This window comes from Amycolatopsis sp. NPDC098790, assembly GCF_044759945.1.
In the GTDB taxonomy this organism is placed as follows: Bacteria; Actinomycetota; Actinomycetes; order Mycobacteriales; family Pseudonocardiaceae; genus Amycolatopsis.
Genome location: NZ_JBIWAI010000001.1, coordinates 2,058,345 through 2,074,802, shown reverse-complemented (window position 1 = coordinate 2,074,802; position 16,458 = coordinate 2,058,345). Strand labels below are relative to the sequence as shown.

Annotated in this window: 15 protein-coding genes; 9 read left to right on the top strand and 6 right to left on the bottom strand. The window is 70.0% G+C overall.

From position 1 onward, the window contains the following. Nucleotides 1-9 precede the first annotated feature (9 nt). Nucleotides 10-816 (bottom strand): TrmH family RNA methyltransferase, encoded by an 807-nt coding sequence (locus ACIQWX_RS10405; RefSeq protein ID WP_400867970.1) that lies wholly within the window; start codon nucleotides 814-816, stop codon nucleotides 10-12. 211 nt (nucleotides 817-1,027) lie between these two features. Between ACIQWX_RS10405 and ACIQWX_RS10400 the strand changes: the two genes are divergently transcribed. The 6 genes from ACIQWX_RS10400 (at nucleotide 1,028) to ACIQWX_RS10375 (ending at nucleotide 6,228) form a co-directional block, all read left to right on the top strand. Beyond that, nucleotides 1,028-2,524, top strand: a complete 1,497-nt coding sequence (locus ACIQWX_RS10400; RefSeq protein ID WP_400867968.1) for a glutamate--cysteine ligase — start codon at nucleotides 1,028-1,030, stop codon at nucleotides 2,522-2,524. Nucleotides 2,525-2,540: 16 nt separating this feature from the next. Beyond that, complete coding sequence (locus tag ACIQWX_RS10395; RefSeq protein WP_400867966.1) at nucleotides 2,541-3,137, top strand: TetR/AcrR family transcriptional regulator; 597 nt, start codon at nucleotides 2,541-2,543, stop codon at nucleotides 3,135-3,137. Nucleotides 3,138-3,210: 73 nt separating this feature from the next. Beyond that, on the top strand, nucleotides 3,211-3,870 hold the full coding sequence (locus ACIQWX_RS10390) for a heme oxygenase (biliverdin-producing) (RefSeq protein WP_400867964.1): 660 nt from the start codon (nucleotides 3,211-3,213) through the stop codon (nucleotides 3,868-3,870). A 189-nt stretch (nucleotides 3,871-4,059) separates the two neighbouring features. Next, a complete protein-coding gene (locus ACIQWX_RS10385) occupies nucleotides 4,060-4,683 on the top strand; it encodes a superoxide dismutase (protein ID WP_086675172.1) in 624 nt (207 codons plus the stop codon). A gap of 103 nt (nucleotides 4,684-4,786) precedes the next feature. Then, nucleotides 4,787-5,590 (top strand): arylamine N-acetyltransferase, encoded by an 804-nt coding sequence (locus ACIQWX_RS10380; RefSeq protein WP_400867962.1) that lies wholly within the window; start codon nucleotides 4,787-4,789, stop codon nucleotides 5,588-5,590. 368 nt (nucleotides 5,591-5,958) lie between these two features. Then, nucleotides 5,959-6,228: a hypothetical protein gene (locus ACIQWX_RS10375; protein ID WP_400867960.1), complete on the top strand. Its 270-nt coding sequence runs from the start codon at nucleotides 5,959-5,961 to the stop codon at nucleotides 6,226-6,228. On the opposite strand, the gene ACIQWX_RS10370 is transcribed toward ACIQWX_RS10375, so the two are convergent. Together ACIQWX_RS10370 and ACIQWX_RS10365 are read right to left on the bottom strand one after the other, a co-directional pair. Beyond that, nucleotides 6,225-7,481, bottom strand: a complete 1,257-nt coding sequence (locus ACIQWX_RS10370; RefSeq protein ID WP_400867958.1) for an MFS transporter — start codon at nucleotides 7,479-7,481, stop codon at nucleotides 6,225-6,227. The two genes, ACIQWX_RS10375 and ACIQWX_RS10370, sit on opposite strands and share 4 nt — an antisense overlap. A 125-nt stretch (nucleotides 7,482-7,606) precedes the next feature. After that, nucleotides 7,607-8,038, bottom strand: a complete 432-nt coding sequence (locus ACIQWX_RS10365; RefSeq protein ID WP_400867956.1) for a MarR family winged helix-turn-helix transcriptional regulator — start codon at nucleotides 8,036-8,038, stop codon at nucleotides 7,607-7,609. Between the two features lie 100 nt (nucleotides 8,039-8,138). Between ACIQWX_RS10365 and ACIQWX_RS10360 the strand changes: the two genes are divergently transcribed. Continuing rightward, nucleotides 8,139-8,717 carry a hypothetical protein gene (locus ACIQWX_RS10360; protein ID WP_400867954.1) on the top strand — a complete coding sequence of 193 codons (579 nt, stop codon included), beginning with the start codon at nucleotides 8,139-8,141 and terminating at the stop codon, nucleotides 8,715-8,717. On the opposite strand, the gene ACIQWX_RS10355 is transcribed toward ACIQWX_RS10360, so the two are convergent. Further along, entirely contained in the window at nucleotides 8,718-10,187 is a 1,470-nt protein-coding gene (locus ACIQWX_RS10355; protein WP_400869503.1) for an NCS2 family permease, read from the bottom strand. It abuts the gene before it with no gap. A gap of 82 nt (nucleotides 10,188-10,269) precedes the next feature. Between ACIQWX_RS10355 and ACIQWX_RS10350 the strand changes: the two genes are divergently transcribed. Further along, a complete protein-coding gene (locus ACIQWX_RS10350) occupies nucleotides 10,270-10,497 on the top strand; it encodes a DUF2530 domain-containing protein (protein ID WP_086675179.1) in 228 nt (75 codons plus the stop codon). Between the two features lie 5 nt (nucleotides 10,498-10,502). Here the strand turns inward: ACIQWX_RS10350 and ACIQWX_RS10345 are convergent, their stop codons facing one another. Continuing rightward, a complete protein-coding gene (locus ACIQWX_RS10345) occupies nucleotides 10,503-13,340 on the bottom strand; it encodes a sacsin N-terminal ATP-binding-like domain-containing protein (RefSeq protein WP_400867952.1) in 2,838 nt (945 codons plus the stop codon). Then, on the bottom strand, nucleotides 13,306-15,567 hold the full coding sequence (locus ACIQWX_RS10340) for a DUF3027 domain-containing protein (protein WP_400867950.1): 2,262 nt from the start codon (nucleotides 15,565-15,567) through the stop codon (nucleotides 13,306-13,308). Before ACIQWX_RS10340 ends, ACIQWX_RS10345 begins: the two co-directional genes overlap by 35 nt. Before the next feature lie 51 nt (nucleotides 15,568-15,618). Between ACIQWX_RS10340 and ACIQWX_RS10335 the strand changes: the two genes are divergently transcribed. Beyond that, the gene (locus ACIQWX_RS10335; RefSeq protein ID WP_400867948.1) at nucleotides 15,619-16,410 is read left to right on the top strand and encodes a glutaminyl-peptide cyclotransferase; all 792 of its coding nucleotides are present in this window, start codon (nucleotides 15,619-15,621) and stop codon (nucleotides 16,408-16,410) included. Nucleotides 16,411-16,458: the final 48 nt, after the last annotated feature.

Sequence of the window (16,458 nt, the reverse complement as noted above, 5' to 3'; positions counted from 1 at the left end):
ACCGGAACCTTAGTCGGCCCGCGCCAGTTCGTAGAAGGCCACGGCCGCGGCCGTGGCGATGTTGAGTGAGTCGACTCCGGCCGGCATGGGTATCCGGACGGCGTGATCAGCCGCCGCCAGCGCCGTTTCCGTCAGTCCCGGACCTTCGGCGCCGAACAGCAGGGCCACCCGGCCGGGCGCGAGCGCACGCAGTTCGCGCAGCGGGACCGAACCCGGCCGCGGCGTGAACGCGGCGACGGCGAACCCGCGCGCCCGCAGGTCGTCGAGCCCGCCGGGCCAGTCCGCGAGGTGCCCGAACGGCACGCGCAGGACGTGACCCATCGACACGCGCACGCTGCGCCGGTACAGCGGATCCGAACAGCCGGGGCCGAGCAGGACGCCGCCGACGCCGAGCGCGGCGGCGTTGCGGAAGAGCGCGCCGAGGTTTTCGTGGTCGCCGACGCCTTCCAGCACGGCGATCGTGCTCGCGCCGCCGACGACTTCGGAAACCGTCAGCGGCGCCGGCCGGTCCGCGACGGCGAGGACCCCGCGGTTGAGGTGGAAGCCGACGACCTCGGCCATCGTCTCGGCGGAGGCGGCGTACTGCGGCACGTCGAGCCCGGCGAGGTCGTCCGCCAGCTCGGCGAACCGCCGTTCGACGCCCAGCAGCGCCCGCACCGGGTACCGCGACGCCAGCAGCCGGGACACGACGACCGTGCCCTCGGCGATGACGAGTCCCTTGCCGCCCGGGCGGTCCGGACGGCGGTCCGCAGTGGACAGGTCGCGGAAATCGTCGACGCGCGGGTCGTCGATTTCGTCGATGTGGATCACGCCCATCCGCCCAGTCTGTCACCCGCTTGCCGGGCGCCCCACTGGTCCGAACGTCGAACCGGCAGTGGTACGAACGGGGGGATTTTGCTGTCAGTTAACTCGTCGTGACGGAGAGCACCAGTTTGGCCGCTAGCCCGGCTGCATCGCCTGTGAAACGGTTGTCCGCCGGGGCCTGAAACACGTCCTAGTTCCACGCCGACGCAAAGCAGGGATGGTCATGGGGATGGACCTCGCGGCTCAACCGAACACGCTGGACCGCGGGAGGTACCGCCGCAAGGTGCAGCGTTGTCTCGACACGTTGGCCCGCATGCTGACCGACGGCAGCTTTTCGTTCCCCCGCAAGAACATCGGCCTCGAGGTCGAGCTCAACCTGGTGGACCGCGAGCTGCGCCCGTCGATGACGAACACCGCCGTGCTGGACGCGCTGGACGACCCGTCGTTCACCACCGAGCTGGGCCAGCACAACATCGAGCTGAACGTGCCGCCGCGGCCGCTGGCCGGCGATTCCGCTCTCCAGCTCGAAGACGACCTCCGCGCGTACCTCGCGACGGCGGCGTCGAAGGCGCGCGACACCGGGTCGCAGCTGGCCATGATCGGCATCCTGCCGACGTTGAAGCACGAGCACTTCGACCAGAAGTGGCTCACCAACAAGGCCCGCTACGCCACGCTGAACGACCAGATCTTCGCCGCGCGCGGCGAACGCACGGTGCTCGCGATGGAAGGCGCCGCGCTGCCGAGGCAGCAGTCCGAACGCTTGCGCAGCTACGCGGAGTCGATCCTGCCGGAGGCCGCGTGCACCAGCGTGCAGCTGCACCTGCAGGTCGCGCCCGAGGAGTTCGCGGCGCACTGGAACGCGGCGCAGTGCCTGGCCGGAGCGCAGATCGCGCTCGCGACGAACTCGCCGTTCCTGCTGGGGAAGGCGCTCTGGCACGAGACGCGCATTCCGCTGTTCCTGCAGGCGACCGACACCCGGCCCGAAGAGCTCAAGAACCAGGGCGTGCGGCCGCGCGTCTGGTTCGGCGAGCGCTGGATCACGTCCATCTTCGACCTGTTCGAGGAGAACGTCCGCTACTTCCCCGGCCTGCTCCCGGAAACCGACACCGAGGACCCGATCGAGGCGCTCGACGCGGGCCAGGCGCCGAAGCTGACCGAGCTGCGCATGCACAACGGGACGATCTGGCGCTGGAACCGCCCGGTGTACGACGTCGTGGACGGCCTGCCGCACCTGCGCGTGGAGAACCGCGTGCTGCCCGCCGGGCCGACGGTCGTCGACACGGTCGCGAACGCGGCGTTCTTCTACGGCGCCCAGCGCGCGCTCGCCGAGGCGGAACGCCCGGTGTGGAGCCAGATGTCCTTCCAGGCGGCGGAGGAGAACCTCTACGCAGGCGCCCGCCGCGGGTTCGAGGCGCAGTTGTACTGGCCGGGCATCGGCTGGATCCCGCCGGACGAGCTGGCGCTGCGCGTGCTGCTCCCGCTCGCCCACGAGGGCCTGCGCCGCTCCGACGTCTCCGACGAAGCCCGCGAGCGCTACCTCGGGATCATCGAGCGGCGGTGCCTCGCGCGGCGGACGGGCGCGACCTGGCAGCGTGACTACGTCCTGCGCGCGCAGGAACGCGGTCTCGACCGGGAAGAGGCGCTGAACCGCATGCTCGGGCGGTACCTGGAGCTGTCGGAGTCCGGCGAGCCGGTGCACACCTGGCAGCTCGGTGATTGAGCGATAGCCTGAGCCGATGCCGAAGATTCTCGGTGAGTCGCTGGAGGCGCACCGGCGCGAAGTCCGCACGCGGGTCTTCGAAGTCCTGCGCGCCCAGCTCTACGAACGCGGTTTCGACGCGATCACGCTCGCCGGCGTCGCCTCGGCGGCCGGGGTGGGCCGGACCGCGCTCTACAACCACTTCCCCGACAAGGAAAGCCTGCTCGTCGCCTTCGTCGAGGACGAGGCGGCGCGGTACGTCACGCGCCTGACCGAAGCCGTCGAAGCGCGGGCCGACCCGATCGACCAGCTGGCGACGTTCGTCCGGCTGCAGCTGCGCGTGCTGGCCGAGTACCACATGCCGCCGGGCACGGCGCTCGCGTCGGCGCTGGCACCCGCGGCCTACCGCCGGATCAGCGCGCACGCCGACCCGATCACCGACCGGCTGCGCGCGATCCTGGCCGGCGGCGTCGACCTCGGGCGCTGGCCCGCCGAGGACCCGGACGTCCTGATCCCGATGATCACCGCGGCGCTCGGCAACCGGACGCTCGTCGACGGACCGCCCGAGCAGCTGGACGACGTCGTCGAAGCCGCCGTCCGATTCGTCTTGAGAGCGGTCGGAGCGGCGGTTTAGGGTAGCCTAAGCCGCGATTGTGCCCTACGATCTTTCTGACAGCGTGTCAGATCGATCGCCGGGAGGCTGCCCCATGACGGTGACCACGGACGCTCGCCCGTTCTCGGCGACCCTGCGCGCGTCGACGCTCGAGGTGCACGAGAAGGCGAACTACTCGACGTACATGCGTGCCCTGCTCGGCGGCGAGCTGACGCAGGAGGGCTACACCCAGCTGGCCGTCCAGTACTACTTCGTCTACGGCGCCATCGAAGCGGCGAGCGACCGCATGGCGGGCGACCCGGTCGGCGGCGAGTTCGTCTTCGACGAGCTGCGCCGGCTGCCGAACCTGGAGCGCGACCTGGCCCACCTGGTCGGCCCGGACTGGCGCTCGACGATCACGCCGCTCGCTTCCACGCAGGCTTACGTCGCGCGGGTCGAGGAAGCGTCGTCGTGGGCGGGCGGGTACGTGGCGCACCACTACACGCGCTACCTCGGCGACATCGCCGGCGGCCAGGCCATCCGGCGGCTGCTGGAGCGCCAGTACGACGTCGCCGACGCGGGCACGCTCTTCTACCACTTCGACGGCATCGGCAGCGCTCCCCGGTTCCGCGACGCTTATCGGGCGAAGCTGGACAACGCGCCGTGGGACGAAGCCGAGCGCGCGCGGGTCATCGACGAAACGCTGGTGGCGTTCGAGTGCAACGTCGCCGTCTTCGAGGAGCTGGCTTCGCGGCTCGACGACTTCCGTGCGTGATCTCACAGCTCGTTGACCTCCAGTTAAGTCCAGGTAGCAGGCTCGGTTTCGGGCGGCGGACCCTCGGGTACGCCACCCACGAGCCGGTCATCCCAGGCGGTGATCACGACATGCCCCCGCTCGCCGCGGAGGGGCGTGTGCTACTAGGTTCGATACCGGAATCTTGTGTCGAAGACAGAAGGAGGGCCAATGGCCCGCTACGAGCTCCCCGATCTCGACTACGACTACAGCGCCCTCGCGCCGCACATCTCCGGCGAGATCAACGAGCTGCACCACAGCAAGCACCACGCGACCTACGTCAAGGGCGCGAACGACACGCTCGACAAGCTCGAAGCCGCCCGCGAAGCGAACGACTTCGGCTCGATCGTCGGCCTGGAGACCACGCTGGCCTTCAACCTGGCCGGCCACGCCAACCACGTCGTGTGGTGGAAGATCCTGTCGCCCGAGGGTGGCGACAAGCCGACCGGCGAGCTGGCCGCGGCGATCGACGAGGCGTTCGGCTCCTTCGACAAGTTCAAGGCGCAGTTCACCGCCGTCTCGACCACGATCCAGGGCAACGGCTGGGGCGCGCTCTCCTGGGACCCGATCGGCAAGACGCTGATCACCCAGCAGCTGCGCGACCACCACAACAACCTGATCCTGCCGACCGTGCCGATCCTGCTGGTCGACGTCTGGGAGCACGCGTTCTACCTGGACTACAAGAACGTGAAGCCGGACTACGTCAAGGCTCTGTGGAACATCTTCAACTGGGCCGAGATCTCCAAGCGCTTCGACAACGCCGTCGCCGGCGGCAACGGCCTGCTGCTCGGCTGAGCTTCTTCGCGCTGACGGGGTCCTCCTTCGCGGGAGGGCCCCGTTTTCGTCGTCGGCTGAATTCGCTTGACCTCGAGTGCGGTCGAGGTGTTTGAGTTGTCCCATGGACGTCGACGCGTATCTGGACCGCCTCGGCGTCGCGTGGCCGGCGGCACCGGACCTCGCGACGCTGCGCCACCTGCAGGAACGGCACCTGGCCGCGGTGCCGTTCGAGAACCTGAGCATCCACTTGGGCGAGCCGATCGAGCTGACCGAAGACGCGTTGTTCGGCAAGATCGTGCGCCGCCGGCGGGGCGGTTTCTGCTACGAGCTCAACGGCCTCTTCGCGGCGCTGCTGCGTTCGCTGGGGTACGACGTTTCGCTGCACGCGGCCCAGGTGTTCCGTCCGGACGGCACGCTCGGCCCGCCGCTGGACCACGCGGCGATCGTGGTTTCCCTGGACGAGGACTGGCTGGTCGACGTCGGCTTCGGCCGCTTCTCCCGGCACCCGCTGCGCCTGGCCGGCGTGGACGCGCAGTCCGATCCGGACGGCGAGTTCCTCGTGCTGGACGCGCCTCTCGGCGACATCGACGTCCTGCAGGACGGCAAGCCGCAGTACCGCCTGGAACGCCGTCCACGGCCGCTCTCGGACTTCGTCCCGATGGCCTGGTGGCAGGCGACGTCCCCGTCGTCGCACTTCACGAAGTCGCTGACGTGCTCGCGCCCGACGTCCCAGGGCCGCGTGACGCTCTCGGGCGACCGCCTGATCGAGACGGTCGACGGCGTCCGGCACGAGGTCGTCCTGGCTTCCGAAGCGGCGATCCGGCTGGCGTACCGCGTCTACTTCGGCCTGGCGCTGAGCCGGCTGCCCACGCCACCGGGTGAGAGTCCCTTGACGAGCGGCGAACTCAGCCCGACACTGCCGTGAAGTGAACGAAGCCCCGGCCTGGGGTTCCCAGGGCCGGGGCTCCGTCCGTTCCCGAACTGACTGCCGCTCCCACCACGAAGCGGACGTGTATGAGGTTAGCCTAACCTCATCTCTCCCGGCAAGAGGTCTCACGAGGAGACCCCGATCTCACCCTTTCGAGTGACAGCGGGGTCCCGGACCGCCATTTTTTGTCGGTGCGTGCCGATACGGTTACGCCGTGAACATGAGGGGGATGTACCAGGACCGCACCGTGCTGATCGCCGTCGCGCTGACGGTGGTCTTCATGCCGGCCGGCGGGCTGGCCCTGCCGGCGTTCACCGCCGGCCAGGTGCCGTGCAACGCGGTGCCGAACGTCCCCGCTGGGCCAAGTGAAGCCCGACTCCTTCGGCTCGTGCGAGATCAGCCAAGGCGACACGTCGACCAAGCTCGTCCACCGCCCCGAGAGCACCCACGCTTTCGGCACCACGGCCGCCGGCCGGCCCGCTCACGAGCGGACACCCGGTGCCGGCTTGGAGATCCGGCTCATCGACACCTCGCTCCGGAGCGTCGAGACCACCCGCGTCGCCGGCACCCAGGCGGCGGCCGGCGAACTGCAGCGGCTCGCCGGGAAGGCGGTGCCGCCACTACTGGGCCGCTAAACCTTCGTCCGCTTGAGCACCCGCAGCCCGAACCCGCGCTGGACCGGCCACGAAACGCCACCCCGCCGGATCAGCACCACCGCGCACACGACCGCGGCCACCGCCGAAACCGCTCCACCGATGTAGAAGGGAGACCGCCCGCCGAACGCCTGGGCCATCCACCCCACCATCGGCCCGCCGATCGGGTTGCCGCCGATGAGCACCAGCACGTACAGCCCCATCACGCGACCGCGCATCTCGGGGCTGACCGACGTCTGGACCAGCGCGTTCGCCGTGTTGAGGAACGTCATCGTGGCGAAGCCGAGCGGGATCAGGCCGAGGCCGAACGTCAGGTACGTCGGCATGAACGCCGTGATCAGCTCGAACACGCCGAGGAAGAACGCGGACACCAGCATCAGCCGCACCCGCGGCCGGCCCTTCGTGCCGCGGCGGGCCGACATGATCGCGCCGGTGAACGTGCCGACCGCGACCAGCGTGGAAAGGAGGCCGTAGCCGTCCGCGGCCGTGTGGAAGACGTTCGCCGCGACGATCGGCAGCGAGCTGAAGTAGGTGATGCCGAACGTGCTGACGAACAGCACGAGCACCATCACCGTCATCAGGTCCGAGCGCCGCCGGACGTACCGCAGCCCCTCGGCGAGCTGGCCCTTCTCGCGCGGCACCGCCGCGACGCGGAAGAGCTTGTCCGGGTTCATCAGGACCAGCCCGGTGATCACCGCGACCGTGCTCAGCGCGTTCGCGATGAACAGCCAGCCGGTGCCGATCCACGTGATCGCGAACCCGGCGATCGCCGGCCCGACGATCCGCGCCATGTTGAAGATCGACGAGTTGAGCGCGACGGCGTTCGCGATCTGGTCCCGGCCGACCATTTCGGCGACGAACGACTGCCGCGTCGGCACTTCGAGCGACGCGGTGATGCCGAGCGTGAAGCACAGGACGTAGACCTGCCACAGCGCCACGAGCCCGGTGATGTCGAGGACGCCGAGCACCACGGCCTGCGAACACGCCGCCACCTGGATCCAGGTGAGCAGCCGCCGCTTGTCGACGCGGTCGGCGAGGACGCCGGCCCACAGCGAGAGGAACAGCGTCGGCGCGAACTGCAGCGCGACGGCGATGCCGAGGGCGATCGGGTTGTTGCCGCTGAGGGTGAACACCAGCCAGTCCTGGGCGATGCGCTGCATCCAGGTGCCGATGTTCGAGATGACCTGGCCGGTGAAGAACAGCCGGTAGTTGCGCACGCGCAGCGAGGCGAACATGCTGCCGCGTTTGGCGGGCGACGGTGGTGAAGACGGTGGTGAAGCGGACGGCGGTGGGGCCGTGTCCCGGGTAGCAGTGGTTTCGATGGAACGCTTCGTCTCGCTACCCGTGGCCGTCACCGTGGTTAGTTCCCCGCCATCCTGTCTATGATTTCGGCGGCTTTCGAGAGCACTTCGCGCTCTTCGTCGCCGAGGTCAGCCAATTGCCGGTCCAGCCACGCCTCCCGCACGGAGATGGCCTTCTGCACGTAGGCCCGTCCGCTCTCGGACAGCTCGACGATGGCTTGCCTGCCATCGGTCGGGTGCGGGCGCCGCTCGACGAACTTCATCTCCTCGAGCGCGGCGATCACCCTCGTCATCGAGGGCGGCTGGACGCCTTCCTTCGCGGCGAGCTGACCCGGGGTCAGCGCACCGCACTTGTGCAAGGTGGACAGCGCGGCGACCTGAGTCAGCGTGAGGTCGTCCCCGACGCGCTGTGCCCGCAGCCGGCGGTTGAGCCGGACCACCGCGAGACGCAGACGGCTCGCCAAGGAGCGTTCGTGCGTGTCGCCGGACATATAGTTAGCATACCTTACGAAACTTCGGGCGAACGGGTGATCTCCACCGCAACCCCACCGCGGCTCGAGCGTCTCCCCCAGGACGAGACCTGGGGGTCGGATGAACAAGAAGCTGGTGGGCTCGGCCGTGATCGGCGCGGCGGTCCTCGCGATCGTGGCGGCGCAGTTCCTGAGCGGCGGTGACGACGCACCGGCAGCGGCACCACCGCCACCATCGCCGGCGCCGAGCACCCAGGTCGCGCACCAGGAGGTCTACACCTTCCCCGACGTCGCCGACGGGCGCGGCTGGAACTTCGCGATCCCGGTGCCGCCCTGGCCGTCGGACCACGTCGGCGACCGCGCCACCTACCTCGACTCGGCCAGCGGGGTGGTCCTCGAGACCGACCGCGTGCCGCTCGACCAGGAGGACCCGGTGAGCGGCCTGCGGGCGCTGGCCAAGGCGAACCAGGATCCCGGCTACCGGCTGACGTCGATCGCCGAGCACGAGCCGGTCGCGTCGAGCGACGCCGGTGAGTGGGACTTCACCTACCGGAAGCAGGGCGCCACCCGGCAGGTCCGCGAGATCGGCGTCGGAACCGGCGATGTGCTGATCACCATCCGCTACGACGCCCCGCAGCCCGCCTTCGAGGCGAACCTGCCCGTCCTCACCCAGGCTCTCCAGGTCGAGGCCGCCGGCTGATCAGCGGAACGCCGCCTGCAGCGGACCGACGGCGAAGTAGGCGACGAAGGCCAGCGCGATCACCCACATCAGCGGGTGCACCTGGCGGGCCTTGCCGGTGGCGGCGCGGATCACGACGTAGCTGACGAAGCCGGCGCCGATGCCGTTGGCGATCGAGTAGGTGAACGGCATGACGACGATCGTCAGGAACGCGGGCAGCGCGATCGAGTAGTCGGTGAAGTCGATGTCGCGGACCTGCGACATCAGCATCGCGCCGACCACGACCAGCGCCGGCGCGGCCGCCTCGACCGGCACCACCTGGTAGAGCGGCGTCAGGAACATCGCGGCGATGAACAGCACGCCGGTGACGACGTTCGCCAGGCCCGTCCGCGCGCCCTCGGCGATACCGGACGCCGACTCGACGAACACCGTGTTCGAGCTGGCCGAGCCGAACCCGCCGGCCGCGCCCGCGAGGCCCTCGACGAACAGCGCCTTGCCGACGTTGGGCAGCTGGCCGTCCTTCGGCAGCAGGTCGGCCTCCTTCGCGAGGCCGGTCATGGTGCCCATGGCGTCGAAGAAGTCCGCCAGGACCAGCGTGAACACCAGCAGGCAGACGGTGATGATCGGCAGCCGCGTCCAGGCGCCGAACGAGACGTCGCCCACCAGCGAGAGGTTCGGCAGGCCGACGACCTGGTCCGGCAGCGCCGGGTAGCCGAGGTTCCAGCCCTTCGGGTTCGTGCCCTGCGACGGCCCGGCCTTGACGATCGCCTCGACGACGATGGCCAGCACGGTCGACGCCAGCACGCCGATCAGGATCGCGCCCTTGACCTTGCGCACGACCAGGACGCCGGTGACCAGCAGGCCGACGACGAACACCGCGGTCGGCCAGGAGGCGATGGAGCCGTTGATGCCCAGGCCCACCGGGACGGTCGTGTGCGCGGCGTCCGGCAGCCGCCGCACGAACCCGGCGTCGACCAGGCCGATCAGGCAGATGAACACACCGATGCCGACGGCGATCGCGGACTTCAGCGCGGCCGGCACGGCCCGGAACACCGCGGTCCGGAAGCCGGTGAGCACCAGCAGGACGATGATCACGCCCTCGATGACGACCAGGCCCATCGCCTCGGGCCAGGTCATCTGCGGGGCGATGGTGACCGCGACCAGGCTGTTGATGCCCAGGCCGGTCGCGATGGCGAAGGGGTAGTTCGCGACCAGGCCCATCAGGATGGTCATGACGCCGGCGACGAGCGCCGTCACCGCGGCGACCTGCGGCACGGGCAGGATGCCGCCGAGGAGGTCCTTGTGCGCGCCCGAGTCGTCGGCCGAGAAGCTGCCGATGATCAGCGGGTTCAGCACCACGATGTAGGCCATCGTGACGAAGGTGACCAGGCCGCCGCGCAGCTCGCGCGGGACGGTCGAGCCCCGTTCGGTGATCTTGAAGAACCGGTCCAGTGTGGACGTCCCGGCGCGGGTCGTCTCCTGCTCCGCCATTGGCCTGCCCATTCTGTCGCTGCTGCGGAGTACCCTGCACCTCGTGAGTGAACCGATCAATCCACCGGAGGTTACGGGCTCGTTGCGGCACACGCCGGAGCTGCCCAAGAAGCTGACCGACCTGACGCCGGTGGTGATCGTAGGCACCTCGATCTGGGCTGTCGCGCTGGTGGTGCTCTTCTTCACGACTTCGGGGCTGTGGGTGCAGACCGCGCTGTCCGGGTTCGTGCTCGGGTTCGTCGGCCTGGCGATCATCGGCTGGCAGCGCGCCGCCGCCCGCCGGGGCTCGAAGTCGGCCCAGCGGCTCTAGGCGCTTTAAGCCAGCAGCGTCCGCGGTGACGGGTCGTCGAGCAGCGCCGTGATGAGGTGCCGGTCGGGCCACCGATCGGCCGCCCAGGCGAAGGCGCGAGCCAGCCCCTCGGAGGTGTCGGCCGCGTGCAGCCGGCCGTCGGACCACCACTGGACGTCGTGCTCGGCGCCCTGGATCCGCACGGTGAGCGGGTCGTGCACCAGAACACCGCCCTCCGGCAACTGGACGCCGAGCTGATCCGCGACGAGCTTCAGCGCGGGCAGTTCGGCCCAGGGCGCGTACTCGCCCTCGCTGGTCACCTCGGCTTCTTCCGTGCTGGCGAGCGGGAGGTCAAGCAGCGCGGACAAGCGGTCGGCGTCTTCCGGCGCGACGACGTACTGGTCGGGCGGCAGAGCCCCGGCGACCCACGGCACGTCGAGGACCAGCGCACCGTCCACAACGGACCCGTCGGCGGCCCGCACGGCATCCGGCGGCCCGGGTTCGAACCCGGACTCGGCGACGGCGTCGTAGGCGCGGGTGGTCAGTCCGGGTGAGACCGTCCGATCCGGATCCGCAAGGCGCTTCAGGACGTCGGCGGCTTCGTCCACACTGGACAGCGTGAGGTCGGTCCGCACCCCGGCCGTCTTGAGCAGATCGTCACTCAGCCCGAGATCCGGAACGACGTCGTAGAGCCCCGCCAGATCGGCGTCCGACAGCCGCCACTCGGTGGGCGCGAGGCCGCCGAGCACGGCGTACTGCGCGATCCACCAGCGCGCGTGACCCTGCGGTGCGCGCAAGGCGTGCCAGGTTTCAGGCCGCCCGGCGAGCAGCTTGAGCGCGGCCGGCCAGGCGTCATCGCCGACGAGGTCGAGGTCCCGGATGGCGACGAGCGTCGACGGCGGCTCAGACAGCGAGTCCCACCAGGCTTCTTCGTCCGGCAGGTCGTGGTCGGGTTCATGCGGCTCGTCGTCTTCGACGAGAGCAAAGGAGTCGAGCACACCGGCGGCTTCGAGTGTGCTTTGTGGCCAGTCTTCGGCGAAGTCCTCGTCGAGGACGTCGAGAGCGCCGTCCTCCTCGAAGACTTCTTCGTCGAAGACGTCCAGCAGCGGCGACGTCGGCAGCACGAGTTCGTCGGCGCGTCGCCAGGTGTCGGTGGCGGGCAGAGCGAGGGCACCGACCCAGCGAGGGGCGTCGTCCCCGCAGTCGGCGACCAGCCGGAGGACGGCGCCCGCGAGCGTCGTACCGTCCAATCCGGACCGAACGTCTTCGACACTGCGCTCGACGGCGTCGCGGAGCTGATCGGCGTTGAGCAGCTCACGAGCGTCGGCATGCTTGGCACCGAGCCGTTCCAGCAACGGATGCGACGCGGCGGGGTGCACCAGCCGCAGCCCTGGAATGTCCACATCGGACAGCAGTTCGAGCAGTTCGGCCGAGCCCTCGACAAGCAGGCACCCGCGCGCGCCCGGCAGCGTCCGGCCGTCGGACAACGGGACGGGCAGGCCATCCAGCCGTTCACTGGCGAGCGCGTGGGACTCGACGGCCTTCGCGAGCGCCGCGTAGACGTCGTGCCACCAGCTCGGTTCCCGGGAGGTGCCGGTGAGCGTTTCCAGCACTTCTTCGACGCTGGTCACTTGCACGCCAACGGCTTTCAGCACACTGGCGGGCGCGGCGCCTCTGATCAGCCCGGGAACAACGTCGGCGATCAGCTCGGGCAGCCCTTTGACATCGACGTCTAGGACTTTCGCTTGCCTCCCCGCGACGTCCCGGCCGTCCTGAGTGGACAGCCACGATTCTTTGCTGAGAGTGGCAATCACTTCGTCGCGAAGTTGAGCGTCCACAGTAGACTTAGGGAACCCAGGCGGCGGCACGAGCGCGAATCGCTGTTCAGCAGGCAACAGCCTGACCAGTTGAACGTACTCGGCAGCGGCGGCCTTGAGCGACGCGGTCAGCTCAGTCCCAGGGAGCGCCCGACGACGTGACGGTTCGACCGGAACGGAAGCGAGAAGACGTGCGGGCAGCGAAAGTCCGTCGTCGGTGGGGGTGGGCGCGTGAAGAACGTCTTCTTCGAGGGGCCTCGGACGGCCGCGCTGGTCAACCGGAACGGCCCACACGACGTCACCACGATGAGTCAGCCACCGAGTTTCCCTTTCGGGACCCCGAATCTCAACAACATCACCGTGGCTTTGACGAGTCCAACCGCGACCGTCCACATCGGCTTCAGCCAGCCACGGAAGGGCAAGAAGAAGGTCGGCAATGTCTTCGACAAGCTGGTCGAGCAGGGCGCGCCCAGCAACGTCATCCCTGAGCGGGAGCCGAACCTCGGTGTCAAAGCCGTCGGGAACGTCATCGTCGATCGGCCAGGGAAGCCGGAGAACGGGAACATCGCCCTGGATGCCAGCGGCATCACGGGTCCGATCAGCGGAGAAGAGGACACCCCCGCTGGTCGAGACAACGCGCGGCGCATCGGAAACGGTCCGAACAGCGGCAAAGCCAACCCCGAAGCGGCCAACAGTGTCCCCGGTCTTCCCGGAGGCCCGAAGAGAAGCAAGGGAGGCAACACCCCGCGAGTCAAGGGGCGCACCGGTGTTGGCGAACCGGAGTTCCCGGTCCACAAGGGACACCCGGATCTTCCCGGGAGTCCCTTGCACCATGGCGGCATCGGCGGCGTTCTGCGCAAGCTCGACGAAGAGCCGATCCCGATAGGCCCCAACGCGCAGATCCCGCTCGACGTTGGTGTCCTCGATGAGCCGAGTGGGCGAGTCCCGCCAGGAGCGCAGGGTGGAGTCCCGAAGCCGCGCGGTGCCAAAGGGATCGGCGGCCCCGTCGGCCTCAGTGATCCCGCTGCTCATCACGAGCGGCTTCATCGGGGGTATCGATCCGAGCCTGAGCCTCATCGGCTTCGCCGGCGGGCACATCAGCGGCAGGGGGTGCATCGGCCCCGGTGACAACGGCATCAGTGAGGGCGGCGGCAGGAAGCTCATCAACCGCCTCGGCTTGACGCGCAGCGGCCTCATCCTGCCCCGGCTCACCCAGCGAGGAACCACCAGCCTCGGGCTCGGCAGTCTCACCGGGCGCAACGTCGCCCTGAGCCACGGCCGATTCACCCACCGGAGACTCACCAGCCGCCGGCTCGGCCACCCCAGCCTGAGTCGGTTCGACCGCGGACTCAGCTACCGCATCGGTCACCTCAGCCTGAGTCGGCTCAGCGACAACTGGCTCGCCCTCACCCTGCGCCGAACCACTCGTCGCAGGCTCACCCGCTGCCGGCTCGGCAACCGCATCAGTCACCTCGACCTGAGTCGGCTCAGCCACAACCGGCTCGCCCACACCCTGCACCGAACCACCCGCAGCACCCTCACCCGCTGCCGGCTCGGCAACCGCATCGGTCACCTCAGCCTGCGTGGGCTCCGCCTCGGCCGGCTCGGGAACGTCAGTCGCAACAGGAGTCTCGGCCGCGTCCGGCTGGGCAGCCGCGCCGGTCTGAGCCGGCTCATCTTCCGTCGGCGGAGCAGTCTCGGCGGCGGGCTCCGTCACCGCTGCCTGCGGCTCGGCAACCGCATCCTCCCGCGCCGCGACCGGCTCGGCGGTCGCTACCTCGGCCTGCTCGGACTGCGCTGCGTCCGCGGAAGCCGCCACCTCAGCCTGCGGCGACCCGGCTTCGGCCGGCTCCTCCGCCACATCGGTCTGCGCCACCTCGGCGACCACACCGGCCTCGGCCACAACGGGCGCTTCCGCCTGCGCCGCGCCCGACTCGGCCGGCTCGGCGGCCACGCCGGTCGCTTCGGCCTCGGCGACCGCCGGCGCTTCCGTCGGCGCCGCGTCGGACTCGGTCGGCTCAATGGCCGCGCCCGTCGCCTTGGCCGCTTCCGGCTCCGCAATCACGCCAGCCGCCTCGGGCTCGGCCGCAACCGCGCCCGCGTTCGCGTTCGGCTCAGCCGCAACCGCACCAGCCGCTTCCGCCTGCGCCGCCTCGGACTTGGCCAGCCCGTCGACCGCGCCCGCCACCTCGGCCGCTTCTGGTTCCGCAACCACGCCAGCCGCTTCCGCCGCCGCCGACTCACCGCCGGCCGCGACCGGCTCCGCGACCGCGCCCCGCTCAGCCGCAACCGCGCCGGCTGCTTCCGCCTGCGCCGCGTCGGACTCGGCCAGCCCATCGACCACGCCCGCCGCCTCGGGCGCAGCCGGCGGAGCAACCGCATCCGCCTCGGCCGCTTCCGGCTCCGCAACCGCGCCCACCTCGGCCGCGATCTCCGGCTCCACCTCTGCCGGCGACAAGTCCGACTCCGCGATCGCCGTCTCCGGCTCGGCTGCGGCCGTCTCCGCTACCTCCGATGGTGCCGGCGTGAAGTCCAACAACGAATCGTCGTACACCAGCTCCGCCACCGGGACCGATGACGTCACCTCGACCTCTACCTCCGAGTGCGCTCCGCAGCCGTACTCCACGTCCACCACGTGGCCGTCCGCTGGGGCTATGTCGTTGCTGCACACCCCGAACACCCCGCGCAACGAACCCGCCAGCGGCACGAAGAACCCGCACGTCCCGCACACGTCCGGTGCACTCCGCGCCATGTCGGAGCGGGGGCCGAACTCGCCGCCGTGCCACCTCGCCGCCGCGTCCGTGCGGCCGAAACGGGACAACACGTGTACCCGGCCCAGCCCTGCTTCGCGCGAGACCTCCTCCACCGCCGGGTCGTCCGACTGCAGGTACGCCGGGGCCAGGCGGGGGTCGTTCTCGTCCGTCGGGAAGATGTCGCCGACTCCGAGATCACCCGCGCGCACCCGGCGCTCCCACGGCACCCACGCCGGGGCGATCAACGCCGACGGGCCCGGCACCAGCACGACCTCGCTGACCGTCACCGGCTCGTCGTCGCCCGCCAGGGCCACCGTCACCGACCAGCGCCAGCCTCGGTAACCCGGGACCTGGGCCTCGAACAGGTGACTCGCCGTGACCGCGTCCTCGCGGGTGACACCCACGTGGGTGCCGATCTGCTCCTCGGGCGTTTCTTCGAGCACCGCCGCGCGCGCGAACTCCACCGCATCGGCGAGCTTGCGCTGCACGGAACCGTCGTCGAGGGTCAGCAGCAGCGTCATGCGGCCAATTGTGCCGCACGCCTCCCCGCCGCCCGTGCCAGGCTGTTCATCGTGCGCACGCCGATCCTCACCACCCTGCTGGCAGCCGCCGCGCTGAGCGGCTGTGCCGCCGCCCCCGGCCAAGAACCCGGCCAAGAACCCGGCCGAGACACCGCTCCCGAACAGCTCACCGTCCAGGTCGTCTCGACCCTGCCGCACGACCCCGCCGCCTTCACCGAAGGCCTCGAGTTCGCCGGCGACGTCCTCTACGAAAGCACCGGCCTCGCCGGGCAGTCGACGCTCACCGCGGGTCCGGCCGGCGGCCCGCCCGCGACCAAAGCCACCCTCCCCGCTCCCCTCTTCGGCGAGGGCGTCACCGTCCTCGGTCCGACGCTCTGGCAGCTCACCTGGCAGGACGGCGTCGCCATCGAACGCGACTCGAAAACCCTCGCCGAGCTGCGCCGCGTCAAGTACGACGGCGAGGGCTGGGGCCTCTGCCACCAGGCCGGCGGACGGCTCGTCATGAGCAACGGCTCCTCGCGGCTCACCTTCCGCGACCCCGAGACCTTCGCCGTCACCGGGAGCGTCGACGTCGGGCGCGACCAGCTCAACGAGCTCGAATGCGTCGGCGGTGACGTCTACGCAAACGTTTGGCACACCGACACCGCCCTGCGGATCGACGCCGCCACCGGGCACGTCACCGGCACGATCGACGCTGGCCAGCTGCGCGCCCAAGTGAACGCAACCGGCGCCGAAGACGTCCTCAATGGCATAGCGGCCGTCCCGGGCACCGACGAATACTTGCTCACCGGGAAGCAGTGGCCGGTCACGTTCCGGGTGAGGTTCGTCCCGAAGAACGCGTAAAGCACGGATGAGCAGGCGGAACCGCCCCCCGGTAAGGCAGGATTGAGA

What these genes read in the sequence shown, in the direction of transcription:
- ACIQWX_RS10405 (WP_400867970.1), bottom strand. Translation starts at nt 816, where the DNA reads ATGGGCGTGATCCACATCGACGAAATCGACGACCCGCGCGTCGACGAT.
- ACIQWX_RS10400 (WP_400867968.1), top strand. Translation starts at nt 1,028, where the DNA reads ATGGGGATGGACCTCGCGGCTCAACCGAACACGCTGGACCGCGGGAGG.
- ACIQWX_RS10395 (WP_400867966.1), top strand. Translation starts at nt 2,541, where the DNA reads ATGCCGAAGATTCTCGGTGAGTCGCTGGAGGCGCACCGGCGCGAAGTC.
- ACIQWX_RS10390 (WP_400867964.1), top strand. Translation starts at nt 3,211, where the DNA reads ATGACGGTGACCACGGACGCTCGCCCGTTCTCGGCGACCCTGCGCGCG.
- ACIQWX_RS10385 (WP_086675172.1), top strand. Translation starts at nt 4,060, where the DNA reads ATGGCCCGCTACGAGCTCCCCGATCTCGACTACGACTACAGCGCCCTC.
- ACIQWX_RS10380 (WP_400867962.1), top strand. Translation starts at nt 4,787, where the DNA reads ATGGACGTCGACGCGTATCTGGACCGCCTCGGCGTCGCGTGGCCGGCG.
- ACIQWX_RS10370 (WP_400867958.1), bottom strand. Translation starts at nt 7,481, where the DNA reads ATGTTCGCCTCGCTGCGCGTGCGCAACTACCGGCTGTTCTTCACCGGC.
- ACIQWX_RS10365 (WP_400867956.1), bottom strand. Translation starts at nt 8,038, where the DNA reads ATGTCCGGCGACACGCACGAACGCTCCTTGGCGAGCCGTCTGCGTCTC.
- ACIQWX_RS10360 (WP_400867954.1), top strand. Translation starts at nt 8,139, where the DNA reads ATGAACAAGAAGCTGGTGGGCTCGGCCGTGATCGGCGCGGCGGTCCTC.
- ACIQWX_RS10355 (WP_400869503.1), bottom strand. Translation starts at nt 10,187, where the DNA reads ATGGCGGAGCAGGAGACGACCCGCGCCGGGACGTCCACACTGGACCGG.
- ACIQWX_RS10345 (WP_400867952.1), bottom strand. Translation starts at nt 13,340, where the DNA reads ATGAAGCCGCTCGTGATGAGCAGCGGGATCACTGAGGCCGACGGGGCC.
- ACIQWX_RS10340 (WP_400867950.1), bottom strand. Translation starts at nt 15,567, where the DNA reads ATGACGCTGCTGCTGACCCTCGACGACGGTTCCGTGCAGCGCAAGCTC.